Source organism: Streptomyces polyrhachis (genome assembly GCF_042663125.1).
GTDB lineage: Bacteria > Actinomycetota > Actinomycetes > Streptomycetales > Streptomycetaceae > Streptomyces > Streptomyces polyrhachii.
Map to the genome: position 1 here is coordinate 141424 of NZ_JBHSZO010000002.1, position 15054 is coordinate 156477.

The following is a 15054-nucleotide window of genomic DNA, read 5'->3' on the forward strand; positions in this document are numbered from 1 at the left end:
CGGCTATGGGTGGAAGGATCCCGTCAGGTGTTCAGCATGATGCCATGGAGACCCCATCGCGTTCCTTCGCCACCGAGGCGGTGCACGCCGGCCGCGAGGACCTTGCCGCCCTCGGCCTGCACGCCGTTCCCCTCGACCTGTCGACGACCTACCCCTGCGCAGACAGCCGCGGCGAGGCGGCCCGTATCGACGCGTTCGCCGCCACCGGCGCCCGCCCGGACGGCCCGCCCGTCTACTCCCGCCTCGACAACCCCACGGTCGCCCGCTTCGAGGACGGCCTCGCCCGCCTGGAGGGCGCCGAGGCAGCCGTCGCCTTCGCCAGCGGGATGGCCGCGCTCAGCGCCGTCCTGCTCGCGCGCGCCGCGCTGGGCCTGCGCCACGTGGTCGCCGTGCGCCCGCTGTACGGCTGCAGCGACCACCTCCTGAACACCGGACTGCTCGGCACCGAGGTGACCTGGACCGACCCGGCCGGCGTCGCCGACGCCATCCGCCCGGACACCGGCCTGGTGATGGTGGAGACCCCGGCCAACCCCACCCTCGCCGAGGTCGACGTGCGCGCCGTCGCGTACTCCTGCGGCGAGGTCCCCCTGCTGGTCGACAACACCTTCGCCACCCCGGTGCTGCAGCGCCCGCTCGGCCAAGGGGCGCGGCTGGTGCTGCACAGCGCCACCAAGTACCTGGGCGGGCACGGGGACGTGATGGGCGGCGTCGTGGCCTGCGACGAGGACTTTGCCCGCACCCTGCGCCAGGTCCGCTTCGCCACCGGCGGCGTCCTGCACCCGCTGGCCGGCTACCTGCTGCTGCGCGGGCTGTCCACCCTGCCCGTACGGGTCAGGGCGCAGTCCGCGAGCGCCGCCGAACTGGCCCGCCGCCTGGCCGCCGACCCGCGCGTCGCCCGCGTGCACTACCCGCGTATCGGCGGCGCGATGGTCGCCTTCGAGGTGCACGGCGATCCGCACGAGGTGATCGCCGCGGTACGGCTGACCACCCCGGCGGTCAGCCTGGGCAGCGTCGACTCCCTCATCCAGCACCCGGCCTCGATCAGCCACCGCATCGTCGACCCCGCCGACCGGCGCACCGGCGGCATCAGCGAGAAGCTGCTGCGGATGTCGGTGGGCCTGGAGGACGTCGAGGACCTGTGGGCCGATCTGGACCAGGCCCTCGCGGCGTCGGTGCGCAGTAGCGCTGACACCGCGAGGCCCACGTCTGATGCCGCGACTGATGCCGCAGCTAGCGCCGCAGCGCCGGCCGGCGTTCCAGTCGCGCGGTGAGCACCATGGTGCCCTCCTCGATCTGGTAGTCCAGCGGCAGCGCCAGCGAGCGCATCGCCGCCACCATCGCGCTGTTGGAGGAGCGGGTGACGGCGTAGACCTCGCGGTATCCCGACTCCTGCGCCAGCTCCACCAGGTGGCGCAGGAGCTCGGAGCCCACCCCGCGCCCCTGCCAGCCGTCCTCCACCAGCAGCGCCACCTCGGCCTCCTCGCCGTCCCAGAGCAGGTGGCCCAGGGCGACCAGGCGCCCGGAGGCGGACTCCACGGCGAGGCTGCGGCCGAAGCGGGGGCTGAGCAGGTGCCCCAGATAGCGGTCGGCGTCGGGCAGCGCGCCGTGGTAGCGCTGGGAGATCGTCGCGGCCGAGCAGCGCGCGTGCATCTCCCGCGCCGCCGGCAGGTCCGCCGGCCCGGCCCGCCGTACGGTCACCGCCTCGCCCTCGGGGAGGGTGGTGCGGGTACGGCCCTGCGGCATCCGGGGTCCCAGGCGCGCGTCCAGCTCCACCAGCGCCCGCGCGCGGGCGAACTCCGTGGGGGTGAAGGGCAGATACGGCCGCTCGACGGTGATCCACCCGCCCGCGGGATCGGGCAGCCGCAGCACGGTGTCGTCCAACTCCCCCTCCGCCGGCGGGCCGACGGCCGGCCCGCGCCCGTCGGCGGGCGTGGAGGTGAGGGTGCACCGGCCCAGCAACTGCCGCAGGGCAAGGGGGAGTTCGGCCGCGTCCGTGGCGGTACGGGCCGCCAGGGCCAGCATCCGCGTCGGCACGTCGACCAGATCGTGGGCGTCGGCGCGCTCCAGCCAGGTGTCCCGGCCGCCGCCGTCGGCCACCGCGGCACTGAGCGCGCCCGGCGTGACCTCGGCGGGGGCCCGGAGCAGGAACTCGTCCACCGCCCCGTCCGCGAGCGGATGGGTCTGCAGGCTGAGGATGTCCACGCCGTGGTGCGCCAGCGCGCCGCACACGGCCGCCAGCGCGCCGGGGCGGTCCTGCACGGTGGTGCGCATCCGCCACAGGGCCGGCTCGGCGCGCGGTGCGCTGTCCGTACTGCCGCCCGCACTGCCGCCCGCACTGCTGTCCGCGCCGGCGCCCAAGGAGCCGTCCGTCCCCGCGGGGACGGACGGCGGCGGTGGTGCGTGGGTATGGCGGCGCGCCCACCAGGTATGCAGCCCGGCCGTGACCAGCAGGACCACCGCGGAGGCCACGAGCATCACCGGCCCCTCCGGGGCGTGCGCCACCGACTTGGCGACGGTGTCGGCCACCGCGACCGCCGTGAACAGGGCCGCCAGTTCGACGACGTCGCGGCGCCAGGTGTGGGGCTTGGGGTGCTGTCGGTTTCGAGTCATGGCCCCAGCGTCCCCGACCGGTGTTGCGTGATCACGAACTGACTGTGTCACGCAGGTAAAGGTTGGTTTCGTCCATATTAGGGCGGAATGTCCCACCGGTTTACTGGCCCACCAGACCCGGCCGCAACTCCCGCGTGTAGAGCACCCCGCCGTCCGTCTCCCGCAGCCGTACGGTCAGCACCCCGCTGGCCGCGTCGATGTCGACCTGCCCGAAGAACTGCCCACCCCCCGAGGGCGGCACGTTCGCGGCGGTCGGCGCCTTGACGAAGACCCGGTCCGGGCCGAACGTGGCGTCCAGTCGCGAGGCGGGGAAGCCGCCGGCGTTGATCGGCCCGGAGACGAACTCCCAGAAGGGCTCGAAGTCCGCGAACGCCGCCCGCGCCGGCTCGTAGTGCTGCGCGGAGGTGTGGTGCACGTCGGCCGTCAGCCACACCGTGCCCGTGACGCGCCGGTGCTTGATGTGCCGCAGCAGCTCGGCGAGTTGCAGCTCACGCCCCAGCGGTGCCCCGGGGTCGCCCTGGGCGACGCCCTCGAAGTTGACGGCGCCGTCGCCCACCACCAGCCCCAGCGGCATGTCGGAGGCGATGACCTTCCACGTCGCCCGCGAGTGCTCCAGCGCGCGCTTCAGCCACGCCAACTGCCGCTCGCCCAGGATGCCCTGGGCGTCCTCGGCCTGGCGGTTGCCGGAGTTGGCGTTGCGGTAGGTGCGCATGTCCAGCACGAACACGTCCAGCAGCGGCCCGTGGTGCACCACCCGGTAGACGCGCCCCTCGCCGTCGGGGCGCAGACTCTCGATGGGGAAGTACTCGGCGAACGCCCGGCGCGCGCGGGCCGCGAGCAGGTCGACGTTCTTCTCGGTGTAGCGCGCGTCGTCCAGGATCTGCCCCGGGTACCAGTTGTTGCGCACCTCGTGGTCGTCCCACTGGGCGATGACGGGCACCTGGGCGTTGAAGCGGCGCAGGTGGGCGTCCAGGAGGTTGTAGCGGAAGGCCCCGCGGTACTCCTCCAGGGTCTCGGCGACCTTGGACTTCTCCACGGTGGTGAGGTTGCGCCACACCGACCCGTCCGGGAGGGCCACCTCGGGCAGGATCGGTCCGTCGGCGTAGACGGTGTCGCCGCTGTTGAGGAAGAAGTCCGGGTCCAGGCCGCGCATCTCCTCGAAGGTGCGGTAGCCGCCGTGCTCGGGGTTGATGCCCCAGCCCTGTCCGGCCACGTCGCCCGACCAGACGAAGCGCACGTCCCGGCGGTCGGCGGAGGCGGTACGGAAGGTGCCCGCGACCGGCTCACCGCGGCGGCGCGGCTGGTCGGGGTCCTCCAACCGCACCCGGTAGTGCACCTGTTGGCCCGGCGGGAGCCCGAAGAGCGCGGTGCGGCCGGTGAAGTCGCTGTCGGGGCCGACGACCGGGCCCGCCCAGCGCCGCACCTGCCGGAAGGACTCGGTGGCGGAGGTCTCCACGACCATCCGCGCGGGCCGGTCCGCCCGTACCCACACCAGCGCGGAGGTGCCCGTCACATCGCCGCTCTGCACGCCCCACGGCGCCTCGGGGGCGCTCCCGTAGGCGAACGCGGGGGCACCGAAGCCGCCCAGCGCCGCCGCTGCTCCGGCCGCCGCACCGCCCCGCAGCACAGCGCGCCTGTCCGGTCCCGTCCCGCTTCGGCCCCTCGTTGCCACTGGCACTCCTCGATCCTCGGTCGTCAGTCGTCAGTCGTCGTCGGAGGTCCCCAGGTCTATCCCGCCCGCGTGTCCCGTACGCGAACGCCAGGCCAACTCCGCCGAGCGGGCGGGGAGATGCCCGCCCTCACGCCCGCCACGCGCGTGCGAGCACCGCCACCCCGCGCGCGATGTCGCCGGGTGCGAGATGCGCGTACCCGAGGACCAGCCGGGCACGCCCGTCCCCGCCCGCCGGGCCGTCGCCCACCTCCGCACGTCCGTACGCCGACAGCCCCATCACCCGTACGCCCGCCCGCGCCGCCGCCGCGACCAGGCGGCTCTCGGGCCCGTACGGGGCCGGGAGGGCGACGACCACGTGCAGGCCGGCCGCGATGCCGCTCACCTGGGCGCCCGGCAGTTCCCCGGCGAGCGCCGCGACCAGCGCGTCGCGCCGGGCGCGGTAGGCGCGCTGGCAGCGGCGCAGCTGGCGGTCGTACTCCCCGCTGACGAGGAGATCGGCGAACGCGGCCTGGTCGATGACCGAATTGCCCATGTCCAGCCGCGACTTGTGCGCCACCACCTCCGCCACCAGCGCCTCGGGCACCACCAGCCAGCCCAGCCGCAGTCCCGGCGCCAGCGACTTGCTCACCGAGCCGCAGTAGGCGATACGTGCCGGATCGAGCCCCTGCAGCGCGCCCACCGGCGCGCGGTCGTAGCGGAAGTCGCCGTCGTAGTCGTCCTCCACGATCAGCCGCCCATCCCGGCCGGCGGGGGAGCGAACCCACTCCAGCAGCTCGGCGCGGCGCCGCGCCGAGAGCGCCACCCCGGAGGGGAACTGGTGCGCGGGCGTCAGCACCGCCACCTGTGCGCCCGAGGCGGCCAGTTCGCCGCTGCGGATCCCCTCCCCGTCCAGCCCCACCCCCACGCAGCGCACCCCCACGGCGGTCAACTGCGCCGCGTGCGGGGGGCTTCCGGGGTCCTCCGTCGCCGCCAGCCGCTGCCCGCGCCCGTACAGGACCAGCCCGAGCAGCGTCATCGCCTGCGCCACCCCCGAGCACACGACGAGCCGCCGCGCATCGGCGGCCACCCCTCGGCGCCGGGCCAGCAACTCCGCCAGTGCCACCCGCAGTTCGGGCAGCCCGCGCGGATCGGGGTAGCCCAGCGCCCGGTGCGGCATCGCGCCCAGCGCCCGCCGCTGCGCCGCCGTCCACGCGGCGCGCGGGAAGAGCGACAGATCGGGGGTGCCGGGCTTGAAGTCCACCTCCGGCACCTCTTGCACGGCCCCCGCGTCCGCGCGGGCGGGCTCGACCGCGCCGACCGCCGCGACCCACGTCCCCGCACCCCGGCCCGCGCGCAGATAACCCTCGGCCGTCAACTGCTCGTAGGCGTCCGTCACCAGCCCCCGCGACACCCCCAGATCGGCCGCCAGTTCCCGGCTCGCGGGCAGTCGCGTCCCGGCCGCCAGCCGACCCGAGCGCACCGCCTCACGCAGCGCCGAACGCAGCGCCCGCCCCCGCCCGCGCGCGGGCGCGCCGACGCTCGGCAGCAGCAGCTCCCACGCGGCGCTCCACTGCTCCCCGCCACCCGAACCCGCCCCACCACCAGCCGAATTGGTCCCCGACAGCCCCATACAAGTGGACCTTAATCCCAGACCGCCCCCCTGCGAGCGTGGCATCCATGAACCGGACACACCTCGGCGGATCCCTCCTCGCCGCCACCGCCTGCCTCCTCGTCGGCGGCTCCTTCACCATCAACGCCACCCTGGGCGACTACCCCTACGCCGGCGGCCAGGCCCTGCGCTACGGCCTCGCCTGCCTGCTCCTCCTCCCCCTCCTGGGCCGCGGCGCCCTGGCCCCCCTGCGCCGGCTGGCCCCGCGCCAGTGGGCCCGCCTGGCCCTCCTCGCCGCCACCGGAATGGTCGGCTTCAACGTCGCCGTCCTGGCCGCCGAGCGCACCGCGGAGCCGGCCGTCCCCGGCGTCCTGGTCGGCTGCGCGCCGATCGTCGTCGCCGTCGCGGCCCCGCTCCTGGACGGCCGCCGCCCCACCCGCGCCGTCCTCGCCGGGGCGCTGCTGGTCGCGGCGGGCGCGCTGACCGTCCAGGGCTGGGGGCGCACGGACGGGGCGGGTCTGGCCTACTCCGCGGCGGCGCTGGCGGGGGAGTGCGCCTTCGCGCTCCTCGCCGTCCCCCTGGTGCGCCCGCTGGGCCCGAAGCTGCTGTCGACCGCGGTCTGCGGCCTCGCGGCCGTGGAGTCCTGCGCGATCGGACTCCTGCACGCGGGAGGGGAGTTCGTCCGCCTCCCGGACCCGGGCGAGGCGGCGGCCCTGGCCTGGCAGGCCGTCGCGGTCACCGTCGTCGGCTTCGTCTTCTGGTACGCGGGCGTCGCGCGCCTGGGCATCGAGCGGGCCACCCTCTTCTCCGGCCTGATCCCCGTCTCGGCGGCGCTGACCGCGCCCCTCGCCGGCGCCGGCGGCTACGGGCCCGTACAGGCGGCGGGCAGCGCGCTGGTGGGCGCCGGGGTGGCGGTGGGTGCCGGGCTGCTGGAGCGCCCTGCCCTCATGAAACCGTGGCAGTCACGAGCGAAGTCGCAGCCTTCGAGGACCACCGCGGGCTTCTGACCGGCCTGGCGTACCGCATGCTGGGGCGCTTCGCCGCCGCCCCGGCCCCCGACGCCGCCGAGCGCGCCGCCGTCGCCGTCAGCCTGGCGATGCTGGTGGTGCTGGAGCCCCTCTCGCCGCTGGAGCGCTCCGAGGCGGCGGTACGCCAACTCGCGGGCCGGGCGCGGCGGCACGTCGAGGAGCGCCGCCCGCGCTACGACGTCGACGAGGTCCAGCGCCGCGACCTCACCGAGCGCTTCCTCGCGGCTGCCGGGGGCGGCGGCCTGGGTGCGCTGATGGAGTTGCTCGCCCCGGACGTCACCCTGATCACCGACGGCGGCGGCAAGGTCAGGGCCGCGCTGCGGGTCATCGACTCCGCGGACAAGGTCGGCCGCTTCCTGGTCGGGGTGTCCCGACGGGTGCCCGAGGAGCCGGAGTTCGTCCTGCGCGAGGTCAACGGCGCGCTGTCGCTCGTGCTGCTCTCCCGGGGCCGTCCGGACAGCGTGTTCACCGCCGAGGCGGCGCAGGGGCGGATCAAGGCCGTCTACGTGATGCGCAATCCCGACAAGCTGCACGGCCTGCGCGGCTGATCCGCGCCCGCGCCTCCCGCGTTCCCTCCCTACGCCCTCCGTGCACCGGATTGGTCTTGACCAAGCCCGGCGGCCCCGCCTACTGTCGCACTACTGCAACAACCTTTAATAAAGACCTCTGCCAATCAGCGACCACCGGAGGACACAGGTGGGCATCACGCAGCCGGAGACGGTTCAGGAGCCGAAGTACTGGCAGCTGAAGTCCGTGCTGAGCGACGCGCTCGACACCGAGTTCGCCGTGGGCGAGATCCTGCCCAACGAGCGTGACCTCGCCGCCCGCTTCGGCGTCGCCCGCGCCACACTGCGCCAGGCCCTGGACCAGCTGGAGCTGGAGGGCCGCCTGCAGCGCCGCCGCGGGGTGGGGACGACGGTCGCCCCGCCGCGGATCGGCGTGCCCGTCGCCTCCGGGCCGCAGACGTGGCCGGGGGAGCAGGAGCTGTGGGAGCCGGTCGCCTGCGCCCTGGCGCCCGCGCCCGCCGCCGTCGCCCGGCTGCTGGGCATCGGCCGCGCCGAGCCCGTCCACACCGTGCGCCGTACCCACGCCCGCCAGGGCCAGCCGGTCGCCGCCCAACTGCTGTACGTACTCCCGGCGTTCGTCCCCGCCTGCGACGGTGCCGCCCCGGCCGGCGCGGTCCTCGCCGCGCTCGGCAGGCTGGCGCCCGCCACCGGTGACCGCACCGTCGAGCTGGGCTCGGCCCGCGCCGAGGACGCCCGTGAGCTGGACCGCCTGCCGGGCGCGCCGGTGCTGCTGGTGACGACGCGCTACACGGCGGGCGCGCGTACGGTGGCGGTCGCGGTGGACACGTACCGCGCGGACACCTGCCGACTCACCCTGGGCGACGCGGAGTTGCTGGCGAGCTGAGCCGAGCTGGGCCGGTACGGACCCGCCACCCGGCCGGCCTCAACGCCCCGCCGCCACCCCGTCCACGCTGAACAACTCCCGCTCCACCCGCTCCAGCGCCAGCCGCAGCGCCCCCGTGGCGATCGCCGCCTCGCCCAGCGCGGAGAGCCGCACCACCGGCGTACGCAGGCAGTAGCGCTCCAACTCCCGCCGCAGCGGCTCCAGTACGCCGTCCAGCCCGGCCGCCCAGCCGCCGACCACGACCAGCTCCGGGTCCAGCGCCAGCACCAGCGCCGCCACATCGTGCACCAGCCGCCCCAGGAAGCGCTCCAGCGCCTCCCGCGCCCCCGCCTCACCCGCCGCGGCCCGGCTGAGGACCCGCGCCACCGCCGCCTCGTCCAGCGGATGCAGCGGCTCCCCGGTCGTGGAGAGCAGCTTCTCGGGGGATACCTCCCGCCCCAGCAGGTGCAGCGCCCCGATCTCCCCGGCCGCCCCGCCGAACCCCCGGTGCAGCCGCCCGCCGATCAGCGCCCCGGCCCCCGGCGACAGCCCGGCCAGGACGAACACCATGTCGTGCGCGCCCACGGCCGCCCCGCGCCAGTGCTCGGCGACGGCGGCCGCGTTGGCGTCGTTCTCCACCAGCACCGGGCAGCGGAAGGAGCGCCGCAGCCGCTCACCCAGCGCCAGCCCGCTCCAGCCGGGCAGCGCGGTACTGAGCCGCACCGTCCCGTCCGCGGCCACGATGCCGGGCGTCCCCACCCCTACCGCCCGTAGCGAGCCGCGCGCCACTTGTGCGCGGCGCAGCAGTTCGCCGGCGACCGCGCGGGTGCGCTCCAGGCGCTCGGCGGCCGGGGCCTCCTCGGCGACCTCCCGCGACAGCGAGCCCAGGGTGCGCCCCTCCAGATCGCTCAGCAGCGCGGAGATACGGTGCGCGCCGATCTCCAGCCCGAGCAGATGCCCGGCCTCGGCGTGGAAGCGGAAACGCCGCGCGGGCCGGCCCTGGCGCCGGGCGGCGCCCTCCTGCGCGGGCACCTCGACCACGACACCGGAGTCCGCCAGCCCCTCGATCACCCCCTCCAGCGTGGGCCGCGACAGCCCCGTGGCCCGCGCCAGCTCGGTGAGCGTCAGCACCTCGGCGTCACGCAGCGCCCGCAGCACCACCGCGGAGTTGATACGCCGCAGCAGCGAGGGATCACCACCGGTGAGCTGCTCCAACGTCTTCCTCCCTCCCCGGTCCCCGCCTGGCGGATGCTATCCGTCCGCTCCGGGAGCGACCAGCCCCGACTCGTAGGCGGCGATGACCGCCGGGTGCCTTTCGCCTGTGTGTCCGAGGCTCTGGAGGGTTCGCCTCCGGATTTCGGCCCCGGGTGTGTCCGACGACACATGCTGTGCAAACATCCCTCTAGCCCATGGCGCCGCAACCCGCGTGAGAAAAGCCGCATTTCACCGAAAAGATACGATTCGGGTGGACGTGGGTGTTTCCGGGTTGGCACCATGGTTCGCCGTGTGGCCGAGATGGCTGTGCGCCGCCCCACAGGCGAAACGATTCATTCATCACCCGCACGACTCTGGAGCAACCACGTGTTCAACGGATTCCGCAACTTCCTGCTGCGCGGCAACGTCGTCGACCTCGCCGTCGGTATCGTCATCGGCGCCGCGTTCTCGGCCGTCGTCACGGGCTTCGTGACCGCCTTCCTCACCCCGCTGATCGGCCTGGCCACCGGCGCCGTGGGCGACTTCAGCAAGAAGGCGTTCTCCGTCAGCGGGACCGACTTCCCCTACGGCGCCTTCGTCAACGCGCTGATCAGCTTCGTCATCATCGCCGCCGTCATCTACTTCGCGGTCGTCGTGCCCATCGGCCGCCTGCAGCAGCGCTTCTACCCCGTCAAGGACGAGCCCGTCGCCAAGATCGACTGCCCGGACTGCCTCAGCAGCGTCCCCGCCGCCGCCACCCGCTGCGCCTTCTGCACCAGCGAGCTGGCCGACCGCCCCGGCTTCCCCGCCCAGGCCCTCTCCAAGCGCTGACCGCCGCTCCCGGTCCCGTGCACCGCGGCCCCCTCCCACGCCGGTGGGAGGGGGCCGCGACGCTGCGGCGAACCCCGCAGGGGCCCGCAGAGCCTCAGAGGATGGCGCCCGGCGCGTAGGCCGCGTCCTGCGGATAGCGCTTGGCCAGCTCCTCCACCCGGGCCGCCACCGCCGCCACCTGGTCGCCCGCCGCCCCCGTGAAGGACAGCCGGTCGGCCATCAGCGCGTCCAGCTCCGCCCGCCCCAGCGGAATACGCTCGTCCGCCGCGAGGCGCTCCAGCAGCCCGTTGCGCTCGGCGCCCTCGCGCAGGGCCAGCGCGGAGGCCACCGCGTGCTCCTTGATCACCTCGTGCGCCAGCTCCCGGCCCACCCCGGCCCGCACCGCCCCCATCAGCACCTTCGTCGTGGCGAGGAAGGGCAGGTAGCGGTCCAGCTCGGCCGCCACGACCGCCGGGAAGGCGCCGAACTCGTCCAGCACCGTCAGGAACGTCTCCAGCAGCCCGTCCAGCGCGAAGAACGCGTCCGGCAGCGCCACCCGGCGCACCACGGAGCAGGACACGTCGCCCTCGTTCCACTGGTCGCCCGCCAGCTCGCCCACCATCGAGGAGTAGCCGCGCAGGATCACCGCGAGACCGTTGACGCGCTCGCAGGAGCGGGTGTTCATCTTGTGCGGCATGGCCGAGGAGCCCACCTGGCCGGGCTTGAAACCCTCGGTGACCAGCTCCTGGCCGGCCATCAGCCGGATCGTCTTGGCCAGCGAGGACGGCGCGGCCGCCAGCTGCACCAGCGCGCTCAGCACGTCGTAGTCCAGCGACCGCGGATAGACCTGGCCGACGGAGGTGAACGCGTCGGCGAAGCCCAGGTGCTCGGCCACCCGCCGCTCCAGGTCCGCCAGGCGGTCCGTGTCGCCGCCGAGCAGGTCCAGCATGTCCTGCGAGGTGCCGACCGGGCCCTTGATGCCGCGCAGCGGATAGCGGGCGAGGAGGTCCTCCAGCCGCGCGTACGCCACCAGCAGCTCGTCGGCCGCGGTCGCGAAACGCTTGCCCAGCGTGGTGGCCTGCGCCGCCACGTTGTGCGAACGCCCCGCCATCACCAGCTCCGCGTACTCACCCGCCAGGCGCCCCAGCCGCGCCAGCACCGCGACCGTGCGCCCGCGCACCAGCTCCAGCGACAGGCGGATCTGCAGCTGCTCCACGTTCTCGGTGAGGTCGCGCGAGGTCATGCCCTTGTGGACGTGCTCGTGCCCGGCGAGGGCGTTGAACTCCTCGATACGCGCCTTCACGTCGTGGCGGGTGACCTTCTCGCGCGCGGCGATCGACTCCAGGTCGACCTGCTCGACGACCCGCTCGTAGTCCTCGATCGCGGCGTCCGGCACCTCGATCCCCAGATCCTTCTGCGCCCGCAGCACGGCGAGCCACAGCCGCCGCTCCAGCGCGACCTTGTACTCGGGGGACCACACGGCGGCCAGCTCGGGGGAGGCGTAGCGGCCGGCCAGGACATTGGGGATACGCGGCTTGTTCACAGAGCCGAATGATACGGGTCGCCCCGCTTGTGCGATCCTCCAGGCCCACCCGCCGCGGGCGCCCTCAGGCGCCGGTCCGGGGGCGGCAGAGCAGGAGCTGCTTCGGTGAGGTGCCCGTGAACGGGGATCGGTCGTAGTCCCCGTAGCGCTGTACGACGTCGAGGCCGGCCAGTCGGCACAGTGCCAGGAGCTCCTCGGGGAAGAAGCAGCGCATGCTGACGTTCTTGGTGCGTACGCACACGCCGTCGCGCAGGTAGTCCAGCGTGAAGCGCAGCACTTGGGCGGCGGCGTCGTAGCCGGTCGTTGCCCGCACGTCGAGCCGTGCGCCGTCCTGGTCGGTGACGGACTTGTGGTGGTAGGGCGCCTCGGGGAGGCGGCACAGTTTGGCCATGGCGGGGTTGAACACGTCCAGGATCAGGGTCCCGCCCGGTCGCAGCGCGTTGCGCGCCGAGGTGAGGAACGCGAGCACGGAATCCACGTCGTGCAGGTGCTGCATCGCGTTGGCCGCCGAGAACACCAGGGCGAAGCGCCGCTCGGAGCGGATGTCCCGGCAGTCCTGCTCCAGCCACTCGACGGGCAGGTGCTCGCCTTGGGCCCGCCGGCGGGCGCGCGCGAGCATCGAGGGCATGATGTCCAGCCCGGTGACCTCCACGCCCGCCCGCGCGATCGGCAGGGTGATGCGCCCGGTTCCGCAGGCGACCTCCAGGACGGGGCCGCCGGCCCGGAGTGCCTGGTCGAGGAAGAACGGGATGTCGTGGGTGCGCGCGGTGAACTCCTGGTCGTAGAAGTCCGCGTCGTCGTACACGGCCAGGTCCGCCAGCGGCTTCATCGCGCCACCGCCGGCGTCGGGTCGAAAGCATCGGCAAGGCTGGTCAGGATGGAGCCGGACCACCTGCTCCTCCCGAACACGCTGACCGGCATGGCGAGCACGCCGTACTCGTGCCGGAGTGTCCGCGCCGGGATGCCGACCGGGAAGAAGTAGTTGCCGGGGCAGGCCCGGCTTGCCGGGGGGATCGTCCCGAGCACCTCGTCCGGCAGCTGTTCGAACAACTGCTCAGCGCGGGCGGCCAGTTCGTCGACGAGCTGCCGGGGCACGGCGCTGTGCTCGCTCAGCAGGCGGTCGGCGAGCCTCAGTTGGTCCGGCGTCGGCGGCTCCGCCCGGAACGCTTCGGCCCATTCGGCCTGCGCCGGGTCCAGCAGGACCACGCCGAAGGTGCGCGGCCACAGCCATCCCTTGGTGACCGAGTGCAGCAGGACCGCGCGGCCGGTGTCCAGCAGTCGCCGGGTGCCGGGGGCGAACGGGGCCCCCAGGTCGTAGACGCTGTCGATCAGCAGGCGGCGCTGTGGCGATTCCCCCAGCCACGACAGCACCGCGGCGTACTCGGCGTCGGACAGGTAGCGGCCGAGCGGCTTGCTGGGGTTGGCGAGCAGCAGGTACTCGGGCCGGTCGTCCGCCGGCGAGGCCGGCAGGTCCGGCGCCGGCAGTGTCGGATAGGACACGGGCGCCAGGCCCGCGGCGCGGGCCAGCTCGAAGTAGACCGGGTACACGTCGCCGGGCAGCCACAACCGCGCGTGCACGGCGTGCAGTTGGCGGAAGACGACGCCGAGCCCGTGGCGGACCCCTCGGCAGACCATGGCGCGGCCGGACCACTCCTCCGGCAGCTCGAAGCGCCGCAGCCAGGCGCGGGCGAGATCGCACCGGTGCACCGTGGCCAGGTCGCTCGGCGGTTGCGGTCGCAGGGGGGCGAGCGCCCGGTAGACGTTGGTCTCGGCGGCGTCCAGCAGCGACGGGGAGGCGCTGAGGTGCCGCTGCCGGAAGTCCTGGAACTCCTCGAACCTCATGCCGTGGCGCCTTCCGCAACGATCTCGCTGGCCCGGTCCTCCAGGGAGGCGTAGCAGCGCCCGTCGGCCATGACGTTCCAGCTGCGGGCGATCCCGCTGGTGCGCTCCCAGAGCAGACTGGGCTCGGTGTAGGCGGCGATCCGCATCGGCTGCCCGTCCCAACTGCCGTGGTAGACCGGCGCGCCCCAGGGCAGGCGGCTCGCCAGGTCGAAACCGTGCTGCTCGGCGAACCCGGTGACGAGGGACAGCGGGACCTGGTGCTCCCGGCTCCAGACGTTGGCGGCGTGCTCGAAGTAGAGCGACTCGGTGCTGGTGGATACGTAGAGCTCTTTGAAGCAGAGCTCCTCGACGCCCAGCGCCGCGGCCCACGAAAGGTAGTCGGCGACCCCGGCCGCGTCGGCGACGCCGCCGTGCTGGAGTACGCAGACCAACCTCACCCGCAGGCCGGGCCAGCGGTCGCGTTCCGTGCGCCAGGTGTCGATGACGGAGCCCACCGGCGTGCGCAGCATCATCAGCCGCTCGTTGGCGTCGTCGTCGTGGTGGTGGCGGGAGATCGCCAGCACGTTCAGGCCCGCGGCGCCCAGGGCGGCGAGGCGCTCGGCCCGGTCGGCGTGGTGGCCTTTCGCCAGGGTGTGCGCGTTGGTGATCAGGACGACCTTCGGGAAGGCCGCCGAGCAGGCGGACACCAGCCGCAGCTGCTGGTCGAACGGTATGAGCGTGGGCTCCCCGCCCCCGGTGATCACCGCACGCTCGGCGCCTGCGGTACGGGCGCGCTCCAGCCAGTGGGCGACCGCGTCCCACGGGACGCGTGCCGGTGCCTGGTCGCTGGAGATCGAGGCCGCGGAGAAGCAGAACGAGCACCGGGCCTGGCAGGCGGAGGCGACCGGCAGCAGCGACACCGAGCGCGGTCGCGTGTCGGCGTAGCGGTGCAGCGCAGAGGCGTGCAGGTGCAGGGAGGACGCCATCGCATCCTCGACGGTTGTCGGGCGCAGGGTGAACTCCTCGCCCGCCTGGTCGAGTTCGTGGACCGCTGACAGCCGGATGCGGGGCTCGTGCAGTTCCATGCCCAGGCCGGTCGACACGGTGGGCACCAGCCTGCCGGGGTCCACCGTGGTTTCCAGCACCAGCAGCCGGTCGCCCGGCACGGCAAGGCGCTCCAGCAGGCGGCGCGCCTTGCCGACGCCGATGCCCAGCTCCGCGCGGGTCAGCAGGTGGAACCGGTCGGGATAGGTGCTTTCCGGGATCCCCGCCTTGCCGTAGGCGTGCGCGTACTTGTCGAAGCCCCTCGCGAAGTTCGACAGCACGATGACGTGGAAGCGCTGGCCGCTGTGGTTCATCCGGCCATCATGCAGGAGCGGGTCCCGGGGATGACATGGCC

General features: G+C 74.1%; 13 protein-coding genes. 5 read left to right on the plus strand and 8 right to left on the minus strand.

The genetic code is table 11. From position 1 onward, the window contains the following. Positions 1 to 44 precede the first annotated feature (44 nt). A complete protein-coding gene (locus ACFQLX_RS01740; protein ID WP_386410980.1) occupies positions 45 to 1271 on the plus strand; it encodes a trans-sulfuration enzyme family protein in 1227 nt (408 codons plus the stop codon). Here ACFQLX_RS01740 and ACFQLX_RS01745 read toward each other — a convergent pair. The 3 genes from ACFQLX_RS01745 to pdxR all read right to left on the minus strand — a co-directional run bounded on the left by ACFQLX_RS01745 (position 1231) and on the right by pdxR (position 5891). After that, a complete protein-coding gene (locus ACFQLX_RS01745) occupies positions 1231 to 2610 on the minus strand; it encodes a GNAT family N-acetyltransferase (RefSeq protein WP_386410983.1) in 1380 nt (459 codons plus the stop codon). The genes ACFQLX_RS01740 and ACFQLX_RS01745 overlap by 41 nt on opposite strands. A gap of 100 nt (positions 2611 to 2710) precedes the next feature. Further along, positions 2711 to 4237: an alkaline phosphatase D family protein gene (locus ACFQLX_RS01750; protein ID WP_386410986.1), complete on the minus strand. Its 1527-nt coding sequence runs from the start codon at positions 4235 to 4237 to the stop codon at positions 2711 to 2713. A 172-nt stretch (positions 4238 to 4409) separates the two neighbouring features. Continuing rightward, positions 4410 to 5891: a MocR-like pyridoxine biosynthesis transcription factor PdxR gene (gene pdxR / locus ACFQLX_RS01755; protein WP_386410989.1), complete on the minus strand. Its 1482-nt coding sequence runs from the start codon at positions 5889 to 5891 to the stop codon at positions 4410 to 4412. A 47-nt stretch (positions 5892 to 5938) separates the two neighbouring features. Between pdxR and ACFQLX_RS01760 the strand changes: the two genes are divergently transcribed. The 3 genes from ACFQLX_RS01760 to ACFQLX_RS01770 all read left to right on the plus strand — a co-directional run bounded on the left by ACFQLX_RS01760 (position 5939) and on the right by ACFQLX_RS01770 (position 8308). After that, a complete protein-coding gene (locus tag ACFQLX_RS01760; protein ID WP_386410992.1) occupies positions 5939 to 6877 on the plus strand; it encodes an EamA family transporter in 939 nt (312 codons plus the stop codon). Next, on the plus strand, positions 6826 to 7446 hold the full coding sequence (locus tag ACFQLX_RS01765; RefSeq protein ID WP_386410995.1) for a sigma-70 family RNA polymerase sigma factor family protein: 621 nt from the start codon (positions 6826 to 6828) through the stop codon (positions 7444 to 7446). Before ACFQLX_RS01760 ends, ACFQLX_RS01765 begins: the two co-directional genes overlap by 52 nt. 148 nt (positions 7447 to 7594) lie before the next feature. Further along, positions 7595 to 8308 (plus strand): GntR family transcriptional regulator, encoded by a 714-nt coding sequence (locus ACFQLX_RS01770; RefSeq protein ID WP_386410998.1) that lies wholly within the window; start codon positions 7595 to 7597, stop codon positions 8306 to 8308. A gap of 39 nt (positions 8309 to 8347) precedes the next feature. On the opposite strand, the gene ACFQLX_RS01775 is transcribed toward ACFQLX_RS01770, so the two are convergent. Then, positions 8348 to 9502 (minus strand): ROK family protein, encoded by a 1155-nt coding sequence (locus ACFQLX_RS01775; protein WP_386411000.1) that lies wholly within the window; start codon positions 9500 to 9502, stop codon positions 8348 to 8350. Positions 9503 to 9868: 366 nt separating this feature from the next. Here ACFQLX_RS01775 and mscL point away from each other — a divergent pair, with 366 nt between their 5' ends. Next, positions 9869 to 10312, plus strand: a complete 444-nt coding sequence (gene mscL, locus ACFQLX_RS01780; protein WP_386411003.1) for a large conductance mechanosensitive channel protein MscL — start codon at positions 9869 to 9871, stop codon at positions 10310 to 10312. Between the two features lie 94 nt (positions 10313 to 10406). On the opposite strand, the gene purB is transcribed toward mscL, so the two are convergent. The 4 genes from purB to ACFQLX_RS01800 form a co-directional block, all read right to left on the minus strand. Further along, positions 10407 to 11834, minus strand: a complete 1428-nt coding sequence (purB, locus tag ACFQLX_RS01785) for an adenylosuccinate lyase (RefSeq protein ID WP_386411006.1) — start codon at positions 11832 to 11834, stop codon at positions 10407 to 10409. Positions 11835 to 11898: 64 nt separating this feature from the next. Beyond that, entirely contained in the window at positions 11899 to 12663 is a 765-nt protein-coding gene (locus tag ACFQLX_RS01790; protein ID WP_386411009.1) for a class I SAM-dependent methyltransferase, read from the minus strand. Beyond that, positions 12660 to 13676, minus strand: a complete 1017-nt coding sequence (locus ACFQLX_RS01795) for an aminotransferase class I/II-fold pyridoxal phosphate-dependent enzyme (RefSeq protein WP_386411012.1) — start codon at positions 13674 to 13676, stop codon at positions 12660 to 12662. Before ACFQLX_RS01795 ends, ACFQLX_RS01790 begins: the two co-directional genes overlap by 4 nt. Next, complete coding sequence (locus ACFQLX_RS01800; RefSeq protein ID WP_386411015.1) at positions 13673 to 15013, minus strand: radical SAM protein; 1341 nt, start codon at positions 15011 to 15013, stop codon at positions 13673 to 13675. Before ACFQLX_RS01800 ends, ACFQLX_RS01795 begins: the two co-directional genes overlap by 4 nt. Positions 15014 to 15054 lie beyond the last annotated feature (41 nt).

What these genes read in the sequence shown, in the direction of transcription:
- ACFQLX_RS01740 (WP_386410980.1), top strand. Translation starts at nt 45, where the DNA reads ATGGAGACCCCATCGCGTTCCTTCGCCACCGAGGCGGTGCACGCCGGC.
- ACFQLX_RS01745 (WP_386410983.1), bottom strand. Translation starts at nt 2,610, where the DNA reads ATGACTCGAAACCGACAGCACCCCAAGCCCCACACCTGGCGCCGCGAC.
- pdxR (WP_386410989.1), bottom strand. Translation starts at nt 5,891, where the DNA reads ATGGGGCTGTCGGGGACCAATTCGGCTGGTGGTGGGGCGGGTTCGGGT.
- ACFQLX_RS01760 (WP_386410992.1), top strand. Translation starts at nt 5,939, where the DNA reads ATGAACCGGACACACCTCGGCGGATCCCTCCTCGCCGCCACCGCCTGC.
- ACFQLX_RS01790 (WP_386411009.1), bottom strand. Translation starts at nt 12,663, where the DNA reads ATGAAGCCGCTGGCGGACCTGGCCGTGTACGACGACGCGGACTTCTAC.
- ACFQLX_RS01795 (WP_386411012.1), bottom strand. Translation starts at nt 13,676, where the DNA reads ATGAGGTTCGAGGAGTTCCAGGACTTCCGGCAGCGGCACCTCAGCGCC.
- ACFQLX_RS01800 (WP_386411015.1), bottom strand. Translation starts at nt 15,013, where the DNA reads ATGAACCACAGCGGCCAGCGCTTCCACGTCATCGTGCTGTCGAACTTC.